Below are 15794 nucleotides of genomic sequence, written 5' to 3'. Positions count from 1 at the left end.
GGACATCCGCAAAGTGCACAGCGTGCATCCTGATGCGCGGGGGCGTCGCGCGTCAACGACGGTGCGTTCGTGCGTGACGGGTCACGCAGGCTTCGGCGCGCGGCTCCCACCCTTCGATGATGGTGCGCCGGGCTGCCCGCCGGTGCTATGGTTCCACCGCGTCATCGACAACCTCAAGGAACGAAGACATGGGCAACGGAACGCCGGTCGCACCCGTGGTGCAGGCCTATCTGAAGGACGTGCTGGCCGCGGTCAACGCCATCGACGACCCCGATACGAACCAGCCGCTGCAGATTCCGGATTTCGCCGAGATCTACGAAGCGGCGGGCCGCCTCGACGATGCCGCCGATCCCGGCGCGATCATGTGGACCATCAACACGCTGCTCGGCCGCGCCAGCAGCGTGGGCAGCGTGGCGCCGACGGCGTCGTATGCGCTGTCGTTTCCGGACGATCACCACATGCATGCCGACATGGGCCTGGAGTGGTACTGGGTCGGTTGCCACATGAACGTGATGACCCCGGAGGGCGAGACCGGACGGGTATCGCTGCTGCTGTCGATGGAGAAGATCCGCGCGATCGGCACGGCGGCGCAGCAGGCGGCCGGCTGGTCGGCGCTCGATGCCACGGTGGCGACGAATCTGGTGACGGTCACCGTCGACATGGGACCGGGCAAACGTTCGATCCATCGCCGGCGCCCGAACGTGCAGTGGCCGGCGAAGGGCGGGCAGGCGGATTTCAGCCAGCCGGGCGCCGACAGCCTGTACTTCGTCTGCGGCGACGATTCGCTGCGCGGTTCGCTGGACGTATTGCCGCTCGCCGTGAAGGTGAACGACGGCGACCACATGACCGTCGACATCGTGCTGACCCAGAACGCCGCGACGAAGGTGGATTCCGCGTTTTTCCTGCAGGGCGTGCCGAAGACGGAAAGCGTCACCGCCGGCGGTACCGGGCTCACGCCGCTGCCCACGCCGGGCATCTACTACAGCTGGCCGCAGTTGCAGGTGAGCGGCAGCATCGCCATCGACGGCACCTGCTACACCATCATTTCCGGCACCGGCTGGATCGATCACGAGTTGATGATGAGCAGCCTGGAGAATCCGGACGGCGCGGTGCATCCGGTGCCGTTCGTGGAGGATGCGACGCCCTACAACGGCTGGGTGTGGCAGTTCCACAATCTCGACAACGGCCAGGCGTTCACCGGCGCCGGGTTCGTGCTCGGAGCGATGAACGATGCGCCCGCGCTGTCTTACGGTTATTTCCTGACGCCGAACAACGGCGGCTGGGACGCGATCTTCATCCAGGGCAAGCTGGATCTGCTGTTTCCGAATGCATTCCCGGCGCGCGTCGGCACGTCCGGGCCCATGGTCGATATCCCGGTGGTGCGCGGTTACAGCGGCGTCGAGAACATCTTCGTGGGCAAACCGTTGTCGGGCGTGGCCACGCCCTGGTTTCCGGACGGCACGTTCAACGGCCCGAACGGCGCGATCTGCGCCGAGATTCCGGCCGACTACACCGATCTGTCGGGCCAGTACGCCGATGGTCTCGGTTACATGGAATCCGTGGGTTTCGAATCGGTCGCGTCGTATCGGGCGTATTCGCTGGCGCGATTGAAGGCCTGCTGAGCGCGTCGACGTGCCGACGGCTATGCGGGTTCTTCCGCGTCGCCGTCGTGCGCCGCGGGCGCACGCACCACCGTGACCGTGCACGGCGCTTCCGCGACCACGCGCGCGGAGACGCTGCCGAGAATCCGACGCACGCCGGTGACGCCGCGCGCGCCCATGATCAGATGATCGACGCCGTTGTCGCGGGCGTAGTCGAGCAGCGCGTGCGCGGGATCGCTGTGTTCGAGCACGTGCACGGTGATGCGATGCTCGTCCAGGCCCAGCGGGCGGACCCAGTCGCGCAGGGCGATCAGGCGTTTGACGTGGCGGTTGCGGCCTTCGCTGTCGAGATTGCTGTCCAGGCCGATGCGCGCGGTGCGCATCACGGTGATGCAGGCCAGGCGCGAATGCGGGAAGGTCGAGACGATCCGCTGCAGCGTGCCGCGCAGCGCGGCGCACAGCGCCGCATCCTCGTGCTTCAGGTCGACCGCGACCATCAGCAGCGGCGCCTGGTCGAGATGATCGGTCACCGCGCGGCGCGGTTCGCGCTCGCGCCCGAAATTCTTCCACCAGCGCTGGATCACGGCCACGCGTCCGTCGCGATGGCTGCGGTCGGCGCGCGCCGTCAGCGGCACCTGTTCGGGATGCTGCAGATCGTGCGCGAGCTGCGCGGCGGTGGCGTGGCGCGCGTCGGGATCGACCTCGAGACAGCGCAGGATCACTTCCTGCAGCCAGCGCGGAATCTCCGGGCGCAGCGCGCGCGGCGGCACCGGATCGCGATACAGGCGGCGACGCAGGCCGGCGGGGCTGCCGGGATTGCCGAAGGGCCGTTCGCCGGTGGCGAGGTGGTACAGCGTCACCCCGAGCGCGAACAGATCGCTGCGCGGTTCGTCGCGGACGCCCAGCACCTGCTCCGGCGCGATGTAGGGCGCGGTGCCGATCGGGACGCGGAACTGTTCGTCGAGCAGGTCGGGCAGGTGCGCGTGATGCGAGAGACCGAAATCGATCAGCGCGACGCTGCCGTCCGGCCGGCGCAGCAGGTTGCTGGGTTTGATGTCGAGATGGATCACCTCCTGCTGGTGCAGGGCGTGGATCGCGGTCGCGGCCAGCGCACCGAGTTCGGCGACCTGCTGCGGCGGCAACGGCGCGCTGTCGAGCAGCGGTCGCAGCGTATCGCCGGCCAGATGCTCCATCACCAGCCACGGTTGGTCGTGATGATCGCCGGCGGCGACGAACCGCGGCACGTGCGGGCCGCGCAACTGCGGCAGGATCATGCGTTCCACTTCGAAGCCGACGATCTGGGTGGCGGCTTCGCCATAGCCGATGCGCGCGAGTTTCATCAGCAGCGGCATCGCGTGATCGGGATGGGCGACCCGCCACAGCGTGGCCATGCCGCCTTCGTGCAGCGGGGCGATCAGTTCGAACCCGTCGATGACCAGCCCGGGCGTCAGCGGTACAGGCATGTCAGCGACCCTCCACCAGACGTTTCGCGAGCGATTCGGGCAGGCCGGCGGCGGCGATCTTGCGGGCCGCGGCGTGATGGTCGTAGGCCACGCGCAGCAGCGTCAGCGAACCCCGCGTCGTGTCGTACAGCGCGCAGCAGGCGGCGGGGTTGCCGTCGCGCGGCTGCCCCAGCGAACCGGGCAGGGCCAGCCAGCGCCGGCTGCCGAGCAGCGGCATCGCCACGCCGGGCGTCGGCGCGAAATGGCGGGCGCCGCCTTCGGGCTGCGAGTGATACAGCGCGGGGTCGTGGACGTGGCCGCAGAAGGTGACCCGCTGGCGCGTGGCCGCGATGCTCTGGGCCGCGGCCAGCGCATTGCTGATGTAGCCCCACTGCAGCGGCGCCCAGGCGTTGGCGTGGACGTACAGCCGATCCTCGTCCTCGATGCTCGCCGGCAGTGCGGCGAGGAACGCGCGCTGCGCGGCGGAGAGCCGCCCGCGGGTCCAGTCGATCGCCGCCTGCGCGTGCGCGTGCTTCGTCGATTGCGCATCCGCCTGCGCGTCGCGCAGTACCGCTTCGTCGTGATTGCCGTAGACCGCGAGGCCGCCGTCGTCGATCAGCCGCTGCGCTTCGTCCACCGTCCATTCCGGATCGGCGCCGTAACCGACGATGTCGCCGAGCAGCACGGCGCGGTCGAAGCCCAGCTTGCGCAGTTTCGACAGGCACGCCTCGGTCGCTTCGCGGTTGGCGTGCAGATCGGCGAGCAGGGCGAGGCGCATGGCGTGGACCGGCGGGAGATCGCGCCCATGCTAGGCCGATGCCGCGCGATCGGCGATTGGCGATTGGTCGAACCAGGTCGCCGCGATCGCTGCGGTCGTCAGCGTTTCGGTTTCGCCGCGGGCGCGGGCTCCGGCGCGGTGCGCACCGGCAGCGGCACGTTGCACAGGTCGATGTGGCCGGCGGGGCGCTTGTAGAAATCGTCGCGGCGATTGCGGCGGGCTTCGACCAGTTCGGCGAACAGCGGCGTGTCGGTGCGCAGCACCTGCAGCTTCAGGCGTTCGGCCGGTTTGAGGTCGGCGGCGAGGCGGATCGATCGGATCGTCACCCGCTGCTCGGGCTTCTCGTAGAAGCCCAGCGGCCCGGTGCCGCGCGGGAGCACGCTCAGCAGCTCCATGCCCTGCACGACGCGGCCGACGGTGGTGATGTTGCGATCGAGCTGGCGCGGCGATTGGCCGATGACGACGTAGAGCTCGGCGCCGGTGCTGGAATCGGCGGCGACGTCGCGACCCGCGCCGACCGCACCGTAGCAGTGCGCCAGCCAGGCGGTGCCGTCGGAGGTGTCGAGACCGATCGGGAAGCCGTCGCTGAAACCGACCTGGCGCGCCCAGCCGTCGGCGTCGGGCAGGGGCGTGAACGGGATGTTGCGGTTGCTGCGGGTGAACTCCGCCGGCAGCTTCGCCCTGGCGCCCTTCGACAGCGGCCTGCGGTCCTTCTCTTCCTCGGCCGGGTCGCCCCACTGCACCACGAAGTTGTCCTGCGAGCGGTTGATGCTGAGCCCGTTCCAGAAGCCGCCCTTGGCCAGCGCGCGGATGTTGGCGACGTGCGCGGGCGCGAATTCCGGCGCCAGTTCGATCACCACACGGCCGGCGTCCAAGTCCATGTACAGCGTGCGCATGGGGTCGAGGTTGCGCCAGTCGCCCGCTTTCGAGCCATCGAGGATCTCCTGCATCGAGCGCGGCTTCGCCTCCGGTGACGGTGTCTGCGCGCCGGCGGCGAGGGCGCCGGTGAGGAGCGCGGCGACCAGCAGCGGTGCTGCCATCCGGGCACGTGGGCGGGGCAGGCGCTTGCGGGACGTCATGGCGGGATCTCCTTTTCGATGTTCCGCCGATTCTGGCCGAGAACTTCGACCCGGGCCAGCGCGACGCGGCGTCGCGACCGTGATGGCGCCCGTGAATGACCTCCGGCACATCCACTATGTCAAAGTTATGAATAGAGTGAGCTTCAAGATATTCAGCAGGTCGTTTCAAGTCGACCTGCCGCAGCCCACCACCGCAGGGGAGCGCCATGAACCCGCAGTCCGCCACCCACGACGATGCCAGCGACGCCCTGTTGCGGAAGTTCCAGAAGGAGCTCTCCGCCGGGACCGTGTCGCTGGCGCTGCTGGCCGTGCTGGGGGCCGCAGAAGAACCGATGTACGGCTACCAGATCGCGAAGACTCTGGAGCGCCAGGGCGACGGCGTGCTGAGCGGCAAGCAGAGCGCGCTCTATCCGGTGCTCCGCAATCTGGAAGCCGCCGGTCTGCTGGCCAGCGAAGTGGAACCGTCCATCAGCGGCCCACCGCGCCGCTACTACCGCATCACGCCGACCGGCCGCGACATCCTCCAGGCCTGGACCCAGGCCTGGTGCGCCACCCGAGATTCCGTCGACTCCGTCCTGAAAGGGGGCTTCTCATGAACACCACCGCGCAGCCGCCGCTGCCGACCAATATCCCCGAGTACCTCGAACACCTGCGGCGTTCGCTGGCGGGCGCCGATCCGGCGCTGATCCAAGACGCGCTCTACGACGCCGAGGAATACCTGCGTTCGGAACTGGCCGAGAACCCCGGCAAGACCGAAGCCGAGGTCATCGCCCAGGTCGCGTCCAGCTACGGTGCGCCGGAGGAGGTCGCCGACATCTACCGCGACACCGAGGTGAAGGTGCAGACCGCGCTGCGCACGCCGCCCTCGCGCCCGAGGCGCTCGGTCTTCGGCAAATTCTTCGGCGTCGTCGCCGAGCCGCGCACCTACGCGGCGCTGTTCTACATGCTGCTGTCGCTGGCGACCGGCGTGTTCTATTTCACCTGGGTGGTCACCGGCATTTCGCTGTCGATCGGGCTCGCGGTGCTGATCATCGGCATTCCGTTCGCGATCCTGTTCTTCGGTTCGGTGCGGATGCTGTCGCTGCTCGAAGGCCGGATCGTCGAGGTGATGCTGGGCGAGCGCATGCCGCGCCGCCCGCTGTACAGCAACCGCGGCAAGCCGCTGATGGCCCGCATCGGCGAACTGTTCGCCGACCCGCGCAACTGGAGTTCGATGCTGTACATGCTGCTGATGCTGCCGCTGGGCATCGTCTACTTCACGATCGCGGTGACCCTGCTGTCGCTGTCGCTGTCCTTCATCCTCGCGCCGATCATGGTCTGGCTCGGCATCGCCACGATGGGAGCGGGTTCCGGCGACTGGATGTACTTCACGATCGAGAACGGCGTGCTGTTCTCGTCGCTGGGAATCATGGCGCTGCCGTTGATGCTGGTGCTGGGCGTCCTGATGCTGTTCGGCACCCTGCACGTGGCGCGCGGCATCGGCTACATGCACGGTCAGTTCGCGAAGCGTCTGCTGGTGAAGAGCGCGCAGTACGGTTGATCGCGGGTCTTCGCCGATCGCGGACTTCCTGATGCGACAGGTCCGGAAACGGGCAAAGAAAAAGCCGGCGTCCAGCGCCGGCTTTTTCGTGTTCCGATGCTTCCGGGCTCAGGCGCGCATGGCCATGCGCGTCTGTTCCTGATCCTGCTGGGGCGCCTGCGCGAGCTGGGTCTGGCCTTGCGCCGAGACTTCCGAGTTCGCGGCCAGCGGCTGCCGCATCGCGGTATCGACGCTGACGTTGGCGATGCGCGCGGCCGGATCGTCCGGAGACCGTCCCTGCACCGCGAACAGCGTGCCGTTGTTGGCTGCGAGGTGATCGATGCCGGTCAGGCCCTGTTGCTGCGCGCCTGCGACCACGCCGGCGACCACGCGCGCATCCGGTTGCTGGCCGGTGCGGTCGAATTCGCGATAGGCCTGGGCCAGCATCGGGTTGTCGCTCACCAGCGGCGACTGCTGAGGCCCTGCGCTGTTCTCCGAGAACAGGCGGTTCCAGCCGTCGCGGACGCGCTGCACGCCGTCCTGCACGCCGATCGAGGTGTTGGTGATGCCGCTGCGGATGCCGCCGACGTCGTCGCGGAACTTGTCGATCATCGGATCGAACTGCTGCGCGCGCTGGAGGTTGTCCTGGCTCATCAGCGGGCCGCCGCCTTCGGCGCGGACGAACGCACCGATGGCGTGCGCGGGGCCGCCGCGATCCCAGGCCACTTCCAGCGGATTGCGGATGTCCCAGCGCGAACGGTCGTTGCGATAGCCGCCGTCGCGCAGCGCCTCGATGTCGTCGGGCGTGGCGTAGACGCGGGTCTGGCCGTAGTGCGGGCTGGCCGCGCTGACGACGTCGGTGGCGCGGACGTGGTTGATCACGTCGTTGCCGCCGGCGGGCACGCCCTGGCGCAGGCCCGCGGCGCCGTAGGCGTTGAAGGTTTCGCCCTTCAGGCCGAATTCGTGCGCGGTGATCTGCGCCAGCGTGCCGCCGAGCGAATGCCCGGTGACGGTGACCTCGGGCGCCGGACGACCGGTGCGCTCGGCCTCGGCGCGCGCGATTTCCACCGCGCGGCGGGTCAGGTCCATCGCGTCCTGGGTCTGATTGTTGACGCCGTTGACCACCATGCCGCCGTCGGTACGCACGGCGTCGCGGAACAGTTCGCCGGTGCCGCGGCTCGGTTCGGTGCCGCGGTGCGCGACCACGATCTCGTGGGTGTCGACGCGCTGGTAGATGGTGCCCTGATAACCGCTGGGGCGATCGCTGTTCGCGAGGACGCGATAGTTCACGCCCTCGATCGTGACCGTCGAGTTCGGATTCGACTGCGGATGCCGGTAGGAGTCTTCGCTCAGTGCGGCGTAGTCGCGGCTCGTGATCGTCATGGGGCCTCCCTGCGCGCGGCAATCGTCAAGGTGAACTGCGGACCGACGCTGCTCTGGTAGAAGTCGGGCGATTCCTCGCCGAACACCACGTCCATCGGCGCGGGTTTCTGCGCGAAGTCGCGGACCAGATAGTGATCGGTGACTTCGGCCTCGGCGGCGAGGCGATCGGCGGCGATGCCGCCGACGAAATGCGTGGCCGCGGAGTGGAAATGCACGGTGGCGGTGTTCAGCGCCCAGCGGCAGACGCCGAGACCGAAGTAGTCCTCGTCGTTCAGCGCGTCTTCGTGAAGTTCGGCGGTCCAGATGGTGTCGTCGACCTTCCGCAGGTCGAGCGTCACGCTGTGCCGGGGCGGCAGGCGGACACCGCCGGCCGCGCGGGCGAAGTCGTAGGGCACGCACTCGCGGTTCTCGACCTCGAAATCCGCGGTTGCGGCGATCTCGGTCAGTGCGGCGGGCAATCCGGCGAACCGGAGCGTCAGCAGGTAGGTCTGCTTCGGCGCGGGATTCGGGGTGGGCCGGATGTCGGGGACGGCGACGGGGGCATTGGCGGCGGTCGGCGGCTTGCCGGCGTCCGGCGCGTTGGCGCTTTGGCAACTGGTGGTCATGGTGGCGAGCATCATCAGGGCGGCCATCGAAGTGTGTCTGCGGTCCATGGGGCACACGATCTCTTGCGGGAAGCGGTCCGGGCGCGATCCCGGCGGGCTCCCTTCGGGGCGTACACGGGGATCCACGATCCCCTCGCGCCTGTATAGCCCGAATTCATGACGCAGCCCCGGTTACAGCCCGGAACTGCGGAATCGGTCACGTATTTTTCCGACGCAGCGGCGTGACCGTGGCGGAGGCCGCCTTCGACCCGCCCGCATTGTGGTGGGCGATGAAATCGCGGACCTGCGGGTAGACCTGATCGCGCCAGCGGCGGCCGCTGAAGATGCCGTAGTGGCCGGCGCCCTGGGCGGTGAGATGCACCCGGTCGCTTTCGGGGATGCCGGTGCACAGCTTGTGCGCCGCGCGGGTCTGGCCGAGGCCGGCGATATCGTCCAGTTCGCCCTCGATGGTCATCAGTGCGGTGCTGCGGATCGCCGCGGGCGTCACCCGCTCGCCGGCCACGTGCCACAGGCCGCGCGGCAGCAGGTGTTCCTGGAACACCACGCGCACGGTGTCGAGGTAGTACTCCGCCGGCATGTCCAGCACCGCGTTGTATTCGTCGTAGAAGCGGCGGTGCGCGTCGGCGTCGTCGAGATCGCCCTTCACCAGGTCCTGGTAGAAATCCCAGTGCGACATCACGTGCCGCTCGGGATTCATCGCGAGGAAACCCATGTGTTGCAGGAAGCCCGGATACACGCGGCGGCCGCGGCCCGGGAAATTCGCCGGCACGATGTGGATGAGGTTCTGTTCGAACCACCACAGCGGTTTGTCGGTGGCCAGATTGTTCACCGCCGTCGGCGATTCGCGGGTGTCGATCGGCCCGCCCATCATCACCAGCGAACGCGGCGTCGGTTCGCCGCGCGCCGCCATCAGCGACACCGCGGCGAGCACCGGCACGGTCGGCTGGCACACGCTGATGACGTGCAGATCGTCGGCACCGATGTGGCGGATGAACTGTTCGATGGTGGCGACATAATCGTCGAGGGTGAACGCGCCGGCGTCCTTCGACACCATGCGCGCATCGACCCAGTCGGTGATGTAGACCTTGTGGTCGCGCAGCAGGGTCTGCACGGTGTCGCGCAGCAGGGTGGCGTGATGGCCGGACAACGGCGCGACCACCAGCACCGGCGGATCGTTCTTGAGGTCGGCGACGCCGTCGGTCTCGTCGGAAAAACGCTTGAAGCGCAATAGCCGGCAGAACGGCGTGCGCAGCACTTCGCGCTCCACCACCGGATAGGTGCGACCGTCGCTGGTGACGCTGTGGATGCCGAACTTCGGCTTTTCGTAATCCTTGCCGATGCGGTAGAGGAGTTCGTAGCCGGCGGCCAGGCGCGCTGCGTGCGGCAGGTTCGACAGCCAACTGCCGGGCGCGGAGAACATCCGCGCATTGGCTTCCGCCCAATAGGTCATCGGCGCCATCCAGGCGCGACCCAGCTCGTGCATCTGGTACAGCAACATCGGCGAACCCCTGTTCCGGTGGCGGGATGGTGCGCCGCAGCATAACCGATCCCGTGCCGGGGAATGCGCCGCCCGCCGCAGTCCGGCGATTGCGCTACGCTCGTCGCATGGCCGCACGAGACGAAGACATCGCCTGGTTCATGGAACTGCTGGCGCCGGTGGGCCGGATCGCCGCGCGGGGGATGTTCGGGGGCGTCGGCCTGTACGCCGACGGGAGGATCGTGGGCCTCGCGATCGAGGGCACGCTCTATCTCAAGACCGATGGCCTGACCCGGGACGCGTTCGCCGCCGCCGGCGGCGCGCCGTTCGTCTACGCCGGAAAGGCCAAGCCGATCACCGTCAGCTACTGGACGCCGCCGGAAGAGGCGATGGATTCGCCCGAATCGATGCGCCCGTGGGCGTTGCGCGCGCTGGAAGCGGCGCAGCGTGCGGCGTTGGCCAAACCCGCGAAAAAGCGGGCGAAGACATCACGCGCGAAACCGCGCACGGGCCCGCGGTAGAGCGGTCTTCAGGCTGCTGATCGACAACGGATGCAAAAAGCAGCGGCCTGAAGGCCGCTCTACCCGAGGTCAGGCGCCCAGCTCCAGCGCCGCGGCATCGCCGGCCAACGCCGGGGACAGCCAGCAGTGCGAACCCGCGAAGCGGAAACCCGCGGCCGCGAAGCGCTGGCGGTAGAACCGCGCCGGCCGCGCATGGAAACCGACGTTGTCGCCTTCGGTCTCGTCTTCCTTCGCGAACACTTCGAGGAACGCGACACCGGCGCACAGGTCGGCCAGACCGGGCAGACCGCGCGTGAGTTCGCGGGTCGGCAGGTAGTGCAGCACATCGCTGCAGATCAGCAGATCGACCGGTGCGCACGGCCGCAGTTGCGCGAAATCGCCGAACCGCGCGAAGTGCAGGTCGCGGCGCGCGCCGTAGCGGCGGATCGCGTATTCGCTGCTGTCGAAGCCGAGGTAACGCGCCTTCGGCCGCAGCTTCAGCAGCGGTGCGCGCCACGCGCCTTCGCCGCAGCCGATGTCCAGCACGCTGCGCAGCGGCCGTTCGAGATGGTATTCGGCCGCGGCCACCGCCAGCGCGACCTTCCGCGCGAGCCGCTGCGCATCGCCGATCCCGGCCTTGCGGTACCAGGTGTCGAAATAGCGGCGGTCGTAGGTCTTGTCCGGCGCGGTCATGGGTGGCCGATGCGCAGCGAGGTCATCGACAGCGAGCCGATGACATCGTCGTTGAAGAAGGTCAGCGCATCGCCGTCTCGGGCCAGCGCCAGTGCATAGAGCAGGGGAATGTAATGCTCCGGCGTCGGAATGGACAGACGCGCGTCTTCGCCGAGGGCCGGCCAGTCGGCGAGTGCGGCCAGGTCTCCGCTGCGGATCAGTGCGTTGACGCGGTCGCGGAAGCGCGACGCCCACGGCAACGGCGATGGATCGCGCCAGTCGAACAGTCGCAGGTTGTGAACGATGTCGCCGCTCGCCACCACCAGCACGCCTTCGTCGCGCAACGGCGCCAGACGCTGGGCCAGCGCGACGTGCCACGCGCCCGGGCGCCGCGAATCGATGCCCAGTTGCACCACCGGAATGTCCGCTTCCGGGTACATCGGTCGCAGTACGCCCCAGGCGCCGTGGTCGAGGCCGCGCCCTGGGTCGATCCGCGCCGCGAACGCATCGCCGAGCAGTTCGACCACGCGCTGCGCCAGGGCCGGATCGCCCGGCGCCGGCCAGCGCACGTCGAACAGCGCCTGCGGGAATCCGCCGAAATCGTGGATCGTGTCCGGCGCTTCGCTGCCGGTCAGCCAGGGGCCGGGGGTTTCCCAGTGCGCGGACACGCACAGGATCGCGCGCGGTCGCGGCAGGCGTTCGCCGAGCGCGCGCCAGGCGCGCGACCAGGCGTTGTCTTCGATCGCGTTCATCGGCGAACCGTGACCGAGGAACAGGACCGGCTGCGGACGGTCGGACGGCGGTGCGGAGATGGCGTTCATGCGGCTCTCGCGGGGCGGATGCCCGGAAGGCTCAAGTATGGTCGGCGCCCGAACGCGGCTGCCAGACCCTGCGCGCGGCACGCACCGTATTGGCGTTGAGACGGGCGACGCGATCCGCGTCCTGATAACCGCCGGCGACGACGAACACGATCGGGATCGCACGGTCGCGCGCCATCCGGAAAACGTCGAGGTCGCGGGCGAACATCTGCGCGGTGGTCAGGCCGACCTGGCTTTTGGGATCGTTCTCGTGGCAGTCCGCGCCCGCCTGATAGACCAACAGGTCCGGACGATGCGCGTCGATCAGCGCTTCGGCTTCGCGCAGCGCATCGAGATAGCGGCCGAAGCCTTCTTCGCGCGCGCGCACCTGCATCGCCCAGGAGCGCTCGCCGCCGCGGCAGCCGAAGCGCGTGCCGAAGATCGAAACGTTGTAGAGATTCGGCAGCCGCGCCGCGAATTCCTCGGTGCCGTTGCCGCCGTGTTCGTCGCAGTCGATCACCATCACCCGCTGCGCCGGGGCGACATGCGCCAGCAGCGCCAGGCCGTTCAACGGACAGAAACCGCTGCCCGCATCCGGCAGGGCGTGATGGAAACCGCGCGCCACGTTCATCGCGATGCCGGTCCGCCGCGCGGTCTCCGCCGCCGCGAGCTGGCCGCCCAGCATCGCCAGTGCGGCGTCGCGCACCTGCGGCGACCAGCGGATGCCCTGGCGCGACGCCATCGGCTCGTCGCCGTGCAGGAATGCCTGCACGTAGCGCGCGTCGTGCAATCCGGCGAGGCGCGCGGGGTCGAACGGCGCCGGTCGCATCAGGTCCACCAGGCGCAGGCGTTCGAGCTTGGCGGCGGTGGTCTCCAGTCGCGCCAGCAGCGGAATGTCCGCAGGCGCGTAATCGGGATGGAAAAAGGCGGGAATGCGCATCGCCGTCGTGCCTCAGCCGCGCGCCAACCGCTCGTGCGCGAAGTGCTGCAGGTGCTCGATGGTGGTGGTGGCCGGCGAAAGCATGTCGCCGCGGAGCTGGGCCTCGAATTGCGCGCTGAACGCGCGGCGACGCACGGCGGGCGACACCGTCAGCGTGGTCAGGCGCAGAAAGCGCGCCTCTTCGATCGCGGCGCAGGGCAGCGCGTGGCCGCATCCGAGGTCGCGCAGCCGTGGCGCGTCTTCGGAATAGCGCAGCGCGAACAGTGCGCCCGGCGGCAGCACCACGTCGCAGATCGCGACCGGCGCCACCGCCATCGCCGAATGCGATTCGCCGAGATTCATTTTTTCGACCAGCAGCGGCGCGCCGTCCGCATCGACGACGATGTTGACGCGACCGCCGCGACGGATCCGGCCGTGAGCGATTTCGAGGAAGAATTCCTCCGCCTGCGAGCAACTGCCGATCTCGGGTTTCTCGCGCATTTCGCGCAGCGACGGCCGCGCATGGGCATCGGGCACCAGCAGTTGCCGCAGCAGCGTCATCAGCAGCCGGCTTTCCTCGCGCTGCAGCGAGGCTTCGATATCGGCGAGTGCGGACGGCAGGCGTACGAGCGCGGCAACCATCGACTCTGGAACGAGTCGTTCGAGGATGTCGGCAGGACAGCGGTCCAGCCGTCGCCACCCCTGCGGCCAGCCGGCGTCGAACGCCTGTCGCGCGATCGTTTCGGTGCGCGCTTTCGACCAGTCGGCGAAGACGCTCGTTTCCTGCGCATCGAGCGCGGCGCGTGGCTGGTTGACGAACGTCGACAGGAAACGCGTGGCCTGGGTGTAGCCGCAACCGCGACGCTCGGTGCGATGCGCCGGATCTTCGTCGAGCATTTCGCGCAGCGTGCGGTGCAGGCCCAGACCGGCCTGCGCGAACGCCGAGACGATCTCGTGCGACCCGGCGTTCAATCGAGCGAGAGCAGCAGCGCGCGGACCAGATGCGAAGTCTGCTCGCGGTCGCGGGCGTCGAAGGTGAAGACCGGGATCGGCGCGCCGCAGCGACGCACGGCCTGACGCACGGTGTCCATGCGGAAGGCGTGTCCCAGATCCGTGCGGGTGATGCCGATCACCAGGCCCGCGTCGGGGGCGATTCCGCGGATCGAGTGGATCCAGTGTTCGCATTCGGCGGCGATGCGCTCGCTGTCCCCCGGCAGCACCACGATCACGCCCACCGCGCCTTCCAGCACGATCGCACGCATGTGCGCGAAATGTTCCTGACCCGGCAGCCCGTAGAGATGCAGCGGGGTGCCGTCTTCGAGCAGCACCGGCGAAAAATCGAGGGCGACCGTGGTCGTGGTCTTCTCGCCCATCGCGCCGTCGGTCAACGGCATTTCGGTGGAGACCGGTTCGCAGTCCGACAACGAACGGATCGCCGTCGTCTTGCCTGCGCCGACGGGGCCGGCGAATACCAGTTTTGCGCTTTCGAATGACACGGCGTTCTCGCTCTGTGAATGCGGTTGCGGCGCGACCGGGCGACCGGTGCGCGGGTCCTTGGTGATGTGTTCGAGTCTGCCGGAGTCAGGTTCTGCCCAGGCCGAAGCGGTTGGCGATGCGGGCCAGCATGCCCGACAACGCGCTCACAGGCTGCGGCGCCGGAGGCGTGTCCGTTGCGTCGATGTCGTGGGCGTCGAGCAGGTTCGCGGCCCGGTATGCCCACAGGCAGGCGTTGACGTCGCGCGCGTCCATGCTGCACCACTTGCCGAGATCGTCGGCGCTGGCCGGTGCGCGCAGCAGGGCTCTGGCGACCCGCAGCGCGTCGATGAGTTCGGGTGCCGACCCGACGTCCGGCCATTCCCTCAGGCGATAGCGACCCTGCGGAAACGTCGGCAAATGATCGCGTCCCTGGAATGCGGACTGCAGCAGGAAGGCCTCCAGGCTCCGGCTGGCGCCGTCGTCCTGCTGCCCGTCGTCGGCATTGCCGGAAAGGCTGAGGGTCCAGTCGGTGCTGGAAAAACTGTCGCGGGCCGAGAGCAGGTCGCTGAAGGTGGGCGCATAGACGCGGCCCTGTTCGGGTCGGATGCGGAGCATGCGGCCGGCGTACGTCGCATCGACGGCGCGACCGCTGTATTCGGGTTCGGCGAGGCGACACAGCGCGGGCTGCGTGCCGCCGACGATCGTTTCCGGTGCGGCTTCGGCGACTTCCTGCACGAGCAGGTCGCGCAGCGACTGGGCCAGCACCGGGGCCGGGCTGCCGTCGTTCGCGGTCGCGACACCCGCGCAGAGATCGGCGGCGTCGGCGTTGAACAACAGCATGGGCATGCCGCGCTTCTTCGCGACCTCGAACGCGCGCCTGCCGTAGGCGTCGGCGAGGTCGGCCACGAGCAGCGTGCAGCGGGTGCCGTCCCAGGCGCGCGCCCGTGCCCGGATGCGGTAGGCCGGCAACAGCGATATCGCGATGCGGATGCGTTGTTCGACCTGTTCGCTGAGTGCGGCGGTGGCGATGTCGGCGCGGGTCATGATCGGAATGATGGCGATGGTGGACATGGGCCGGGGGCGTCGGAGCGACGCCCCCGTTCACCGCGGGTGCGGCTGCCCGCCGCGAAAGGCGGGCGACGCGTCACGAGAAATCGACGCCCTTCTCGAAGGTGCGCAGCTCATGACGGGCCATGGCCAGGTTCGACTTCGAGCGGTCCAGCACCACGTAGAGGAACAGCTTCTGGTTCGATTCCAGCGGGCGGATGACGTGGTACTGCTTGGTCAGGCTGATCAGGATGTCTTCGATGGTGTCGTTGAGCTTGAGGCTGTTGGCGACCTTGCGCTTGGAACGCACGACTTCGGCGTTGCCGGCGGCAGCGACTTCGAGGTCGATGCCGGAACCGTCGCCGGCCAGCAGCATGCCGCTTTCGGTGTCGACGAGAGCGGCGGCGATGTAGCCGTCGAGGCTGCGCAGGGGTTCGAGGGAGATCTTGGCCATGATGATGTTTCCTGGGTTGGAGGTTGGGTGAATCTGTTTGGAGGG

Annotated in this window: 17 protein-coding genes; 4 read left to right on the top strand and 13 right to left on the bottom strand. The window is 68.6% G+C overall.

Translation table 11 applies throughout. From position 1 onward, the window contains the following. Nucleotides 1-188 precede the first annotated feature (188 nt). Nucleotides 189-1622 (top strand): lipocalin-like domain-containing protein, encoded by a 1434-nt coding sequence (locus ABD974_RS08250; protein ID WP_345302836.1) that lies wholly within the window; start codon nucleotides 189-191, stop codon nucleotides 1620-1622. Nucleotides 1623-1642: 20 nt separating this feature from the next. On the opposite strand, the gene ABD974_RS08245 is transcribed toward ABD974_RS08250, so the two are convergent. The 3 genes from ABD974_RS08245 to ABD974_RS08235 all read right to left on the bottom strand — a co-directional run bounded on the left by ABD974_RS08245 (nucleotide 1643) and on the right by ABD974_RS08235 (nucleotide 4900). After that, nucleotides 1643-3064 carry a serine/threonine protein kinase gene (locus ABD974_RS08245; protein WP_345302835.1) on the bottom strand — a complete coding sequence of 474 codons (1422 nt, stop codon included), beginning with the start codon at nucleotides 3062-3064 and terminating at the stop codon, nucleotides 1643-1645. A 1-nt stretch (nucleotide 3065) separates the two neighbouring features. Beyond that, nucleotides 3066-3821: a metallophosphoesterase family protein gene (locus tag ABD974_RS08240; protein WP_345302834.1), complete on the bottom strand. Its 756-nt coding sequence runs from the start codon at nucleotides 3819-3821 to the stop codon at nucleotides 3066-3068. 98 nt (nucleotides 3822-3919) lie between these two features. Then, on the bottom strand, nucleotides 3920-4900 hold the full coding sequence (locus ABD974_RS08235) for a peptidylprolyl isomerase (protein WP_425562649.1): 981 nt from the start codon (nucleotides 4898-4900) through the stop codon (nucleotides 3920-3922). A 206-nt stretch (nucleotides 4901-5106) separates the two neighbouring features. Here ABD974_RS08235 and ABD974_RS08230 point away from each other — a divergent pair, with 206 nt between their 5' ends. After that, nucleotides 5107-5496: a PadR family transcriptional regulator gene (locus ABD974_RS08230; RefSeq protein ID WP_345302833.1), complete on the top strand. Its 390-nt coding sequence runs from the start codon at nucleotides 5107-5109 to the stop codon at nucleotides 5494-5496. Next, entirely contained in the window at nucleotides 5493-6440 is a 948-nt protein-coding gene (locus tag ABD974_RS08225; RefSeq protein WP_345302832.1) for a sensor domain-containing protein, read from the top strand. Before ABD974_RS08230 ends, ABD974_RS08225 begins: the two co-directional genes overlap by 4 nt. Before the next feature lie 108 nt (nucleotides 6441-6548). Here ABD974_RS08225 and ABD974_RS08220 read toward each other — a convergent pair whose 3' ends face one another. The 3 genes from ABD974_RS08220 to ABD974_RS08210 all read right to left on the bottom strand — a co-directional run bounded on the left by ABD974_RS08220 (nucleotide 6549) and on the right by ABD974_RS08210 (nucleotide 9905). Next, on the bottom strand, nucleotides 6549-7802 hold the full coding sequence (locus ABD974_RS08220; protein ID WP_345302831.1) for a Tle-like phospholipase domain-containing protein: 1254 nt from the start codon (nucleotides 7800-7802) through the stop codon (nucleotides 6549-6551). Next, complete coding sequence (locus tag ABD974_RS08215) at nucleotides 7799-8455, bottom strand: hypothetical protein (protein WP_345302830.1); 657 nt, start codon at nucleotides 8453-8455, stop codon at nucleotides 7799-7801. The genes ABD974_RS08220 and ABD974_RS08215 overlap by 4 nt, the downstream gene beginning before the upstream one ends. Before the next feature lie 148 nt (nucleotides 8456-8603). Next, complete coding sequence (locus ABD974_RS08210; protein ID WP_345302829.1) at nucleotides 8604-9905, bottom strand: polyhydroxyalkanoate depolymerase; 1302 nt, start codon at nucleotides 9903-9905, stop codon at nucleotides 8604-8606. A 107-nt stretch (nucleotides 9906-10012) separates the two neighbouring features. Here ABD974_RS08210 and ABD974_RS08205 point away from each other — a divergent pair, with 107 nt between their 5' ends. After that, a complete protein-coding gene (locus ABD974_RS08205) occupies nucleotides 10013-10405 on the top strand; it encodes a TfoX/Sxy family protein (protein WP_345302828.1) in 393 nt (130 codons plus the stop codon). Between the two features lie 69 nt (nucleotides 10406-10474). On the opposite strand, the gene ABD974_RS08200 is transcribed toward ABD974_RS08205, so the two are convergent. The 7 genes from ABD974_RS08200 to ABD974_RS08170 all read right to left on the bottom strand — a co-directional run bounded on the left by ABD974_RS08200 (nucleotide 10475) and on the right by ABD974_RS08170 (nucleotide 15749). Next, on the bottom strand, nucleotides 10475-11077 hold the full coding sequence (locus ABD974_RS08200) for a class I SAM-dependent DNA methyltransferase (protein ID WP_345302827.1): 603 nt from the start codon (nucleotides 11075-11077) through the stop codon (nucleotides 10475-10477). Beyond that, nucleotides 11074-11877 (bottom strand): 4,5-DOPA-extradiol-dioxygenase, encoded by an 804-nt coding sequence (ygiD, locus tag ABD974_RS08195; protein ID WP_345302826.1) that lies wholly within the window; start codon nucleotides 11875-11877, stop codon nucleotides 11074-11076. The genes ABD974_RS08200 and ygiD overlap by 4 nt, the downstream gene beginning before the upstream one ends. A gap of 31 nt (nucleotides 11878-11908) precedes the next feature. Next, entirely contained in the window at nucleotides 11909-12793 is an 885-nt protein-coding gene (locus ABD974_RS08190) for an arginase family protein (protein ID WP_345302825.1), read from the bottom strand. Between the two features lie 12 nt (nucleotides 12794-12805). Continuing rightward, nucleotides 12806-13744 (bottom strand): hypothetical protein, encoded by a 939-nt coding sequence (locus ABD974_RS08185; protein ID WP_345302824.1) that lies wholly within the window; start codon nucleotides 13742-13744, stop codon nucleotides 12806-12808. Continuing rightward, nucleotides 13741-14268, bottom strand: coding sequence for a GTP-binding protein (locus ABD974_RS08180; protein ID WP_345302823.1), 528 nt, complete (start codon nucleotides 14266-14268; stop codon nucleotides 13741-13743). Before ABD974_RS08180 ends, ABD974_RS08185 begins: the two co-directional genes overlap by 4 nt. Before the next feature lie 85 nt (nucleotides 14269-14353). Beyond that, on the bottom strand, nucleotides 14354-15319 hold the full coding sequence (locus ABD974_RS08175; protein ID WP_345302822.1) for a hypothetical protein: 966 nt from the start codon (nucleotides 15317-15319) through the stop codon (nucleotides 14354-14356). A gap of 73 nt (nucleotides 15320-15392) precedes the next feature. After that, nucleotides 15393-15749, bottom strand: coding sequence for a roadblock/LC7 domain-containing protein (locus ABD974_RS08170; RefSeq protein ID WP_345302821.1), 357 nt, complete (start codon nucleotides 15747-15749; stop codon nucleotides 15393-15395). Nucleotides 15750-15794 lie beyond the last annotated feature (45 nt).

This window comes from Lysobacter hankyongensis (assembly GCF_039543145.1).
GTDB lineage: Bacteria > Pseudomonadota > Gammaproteobacteria > Xanthomonadales > Xanthomonadaceae > Lysobacter_I > Lysobacter_I hankyongensis.
This window is presented reverse-complemented; position numbering and strand designations above follow the sequence as displayed.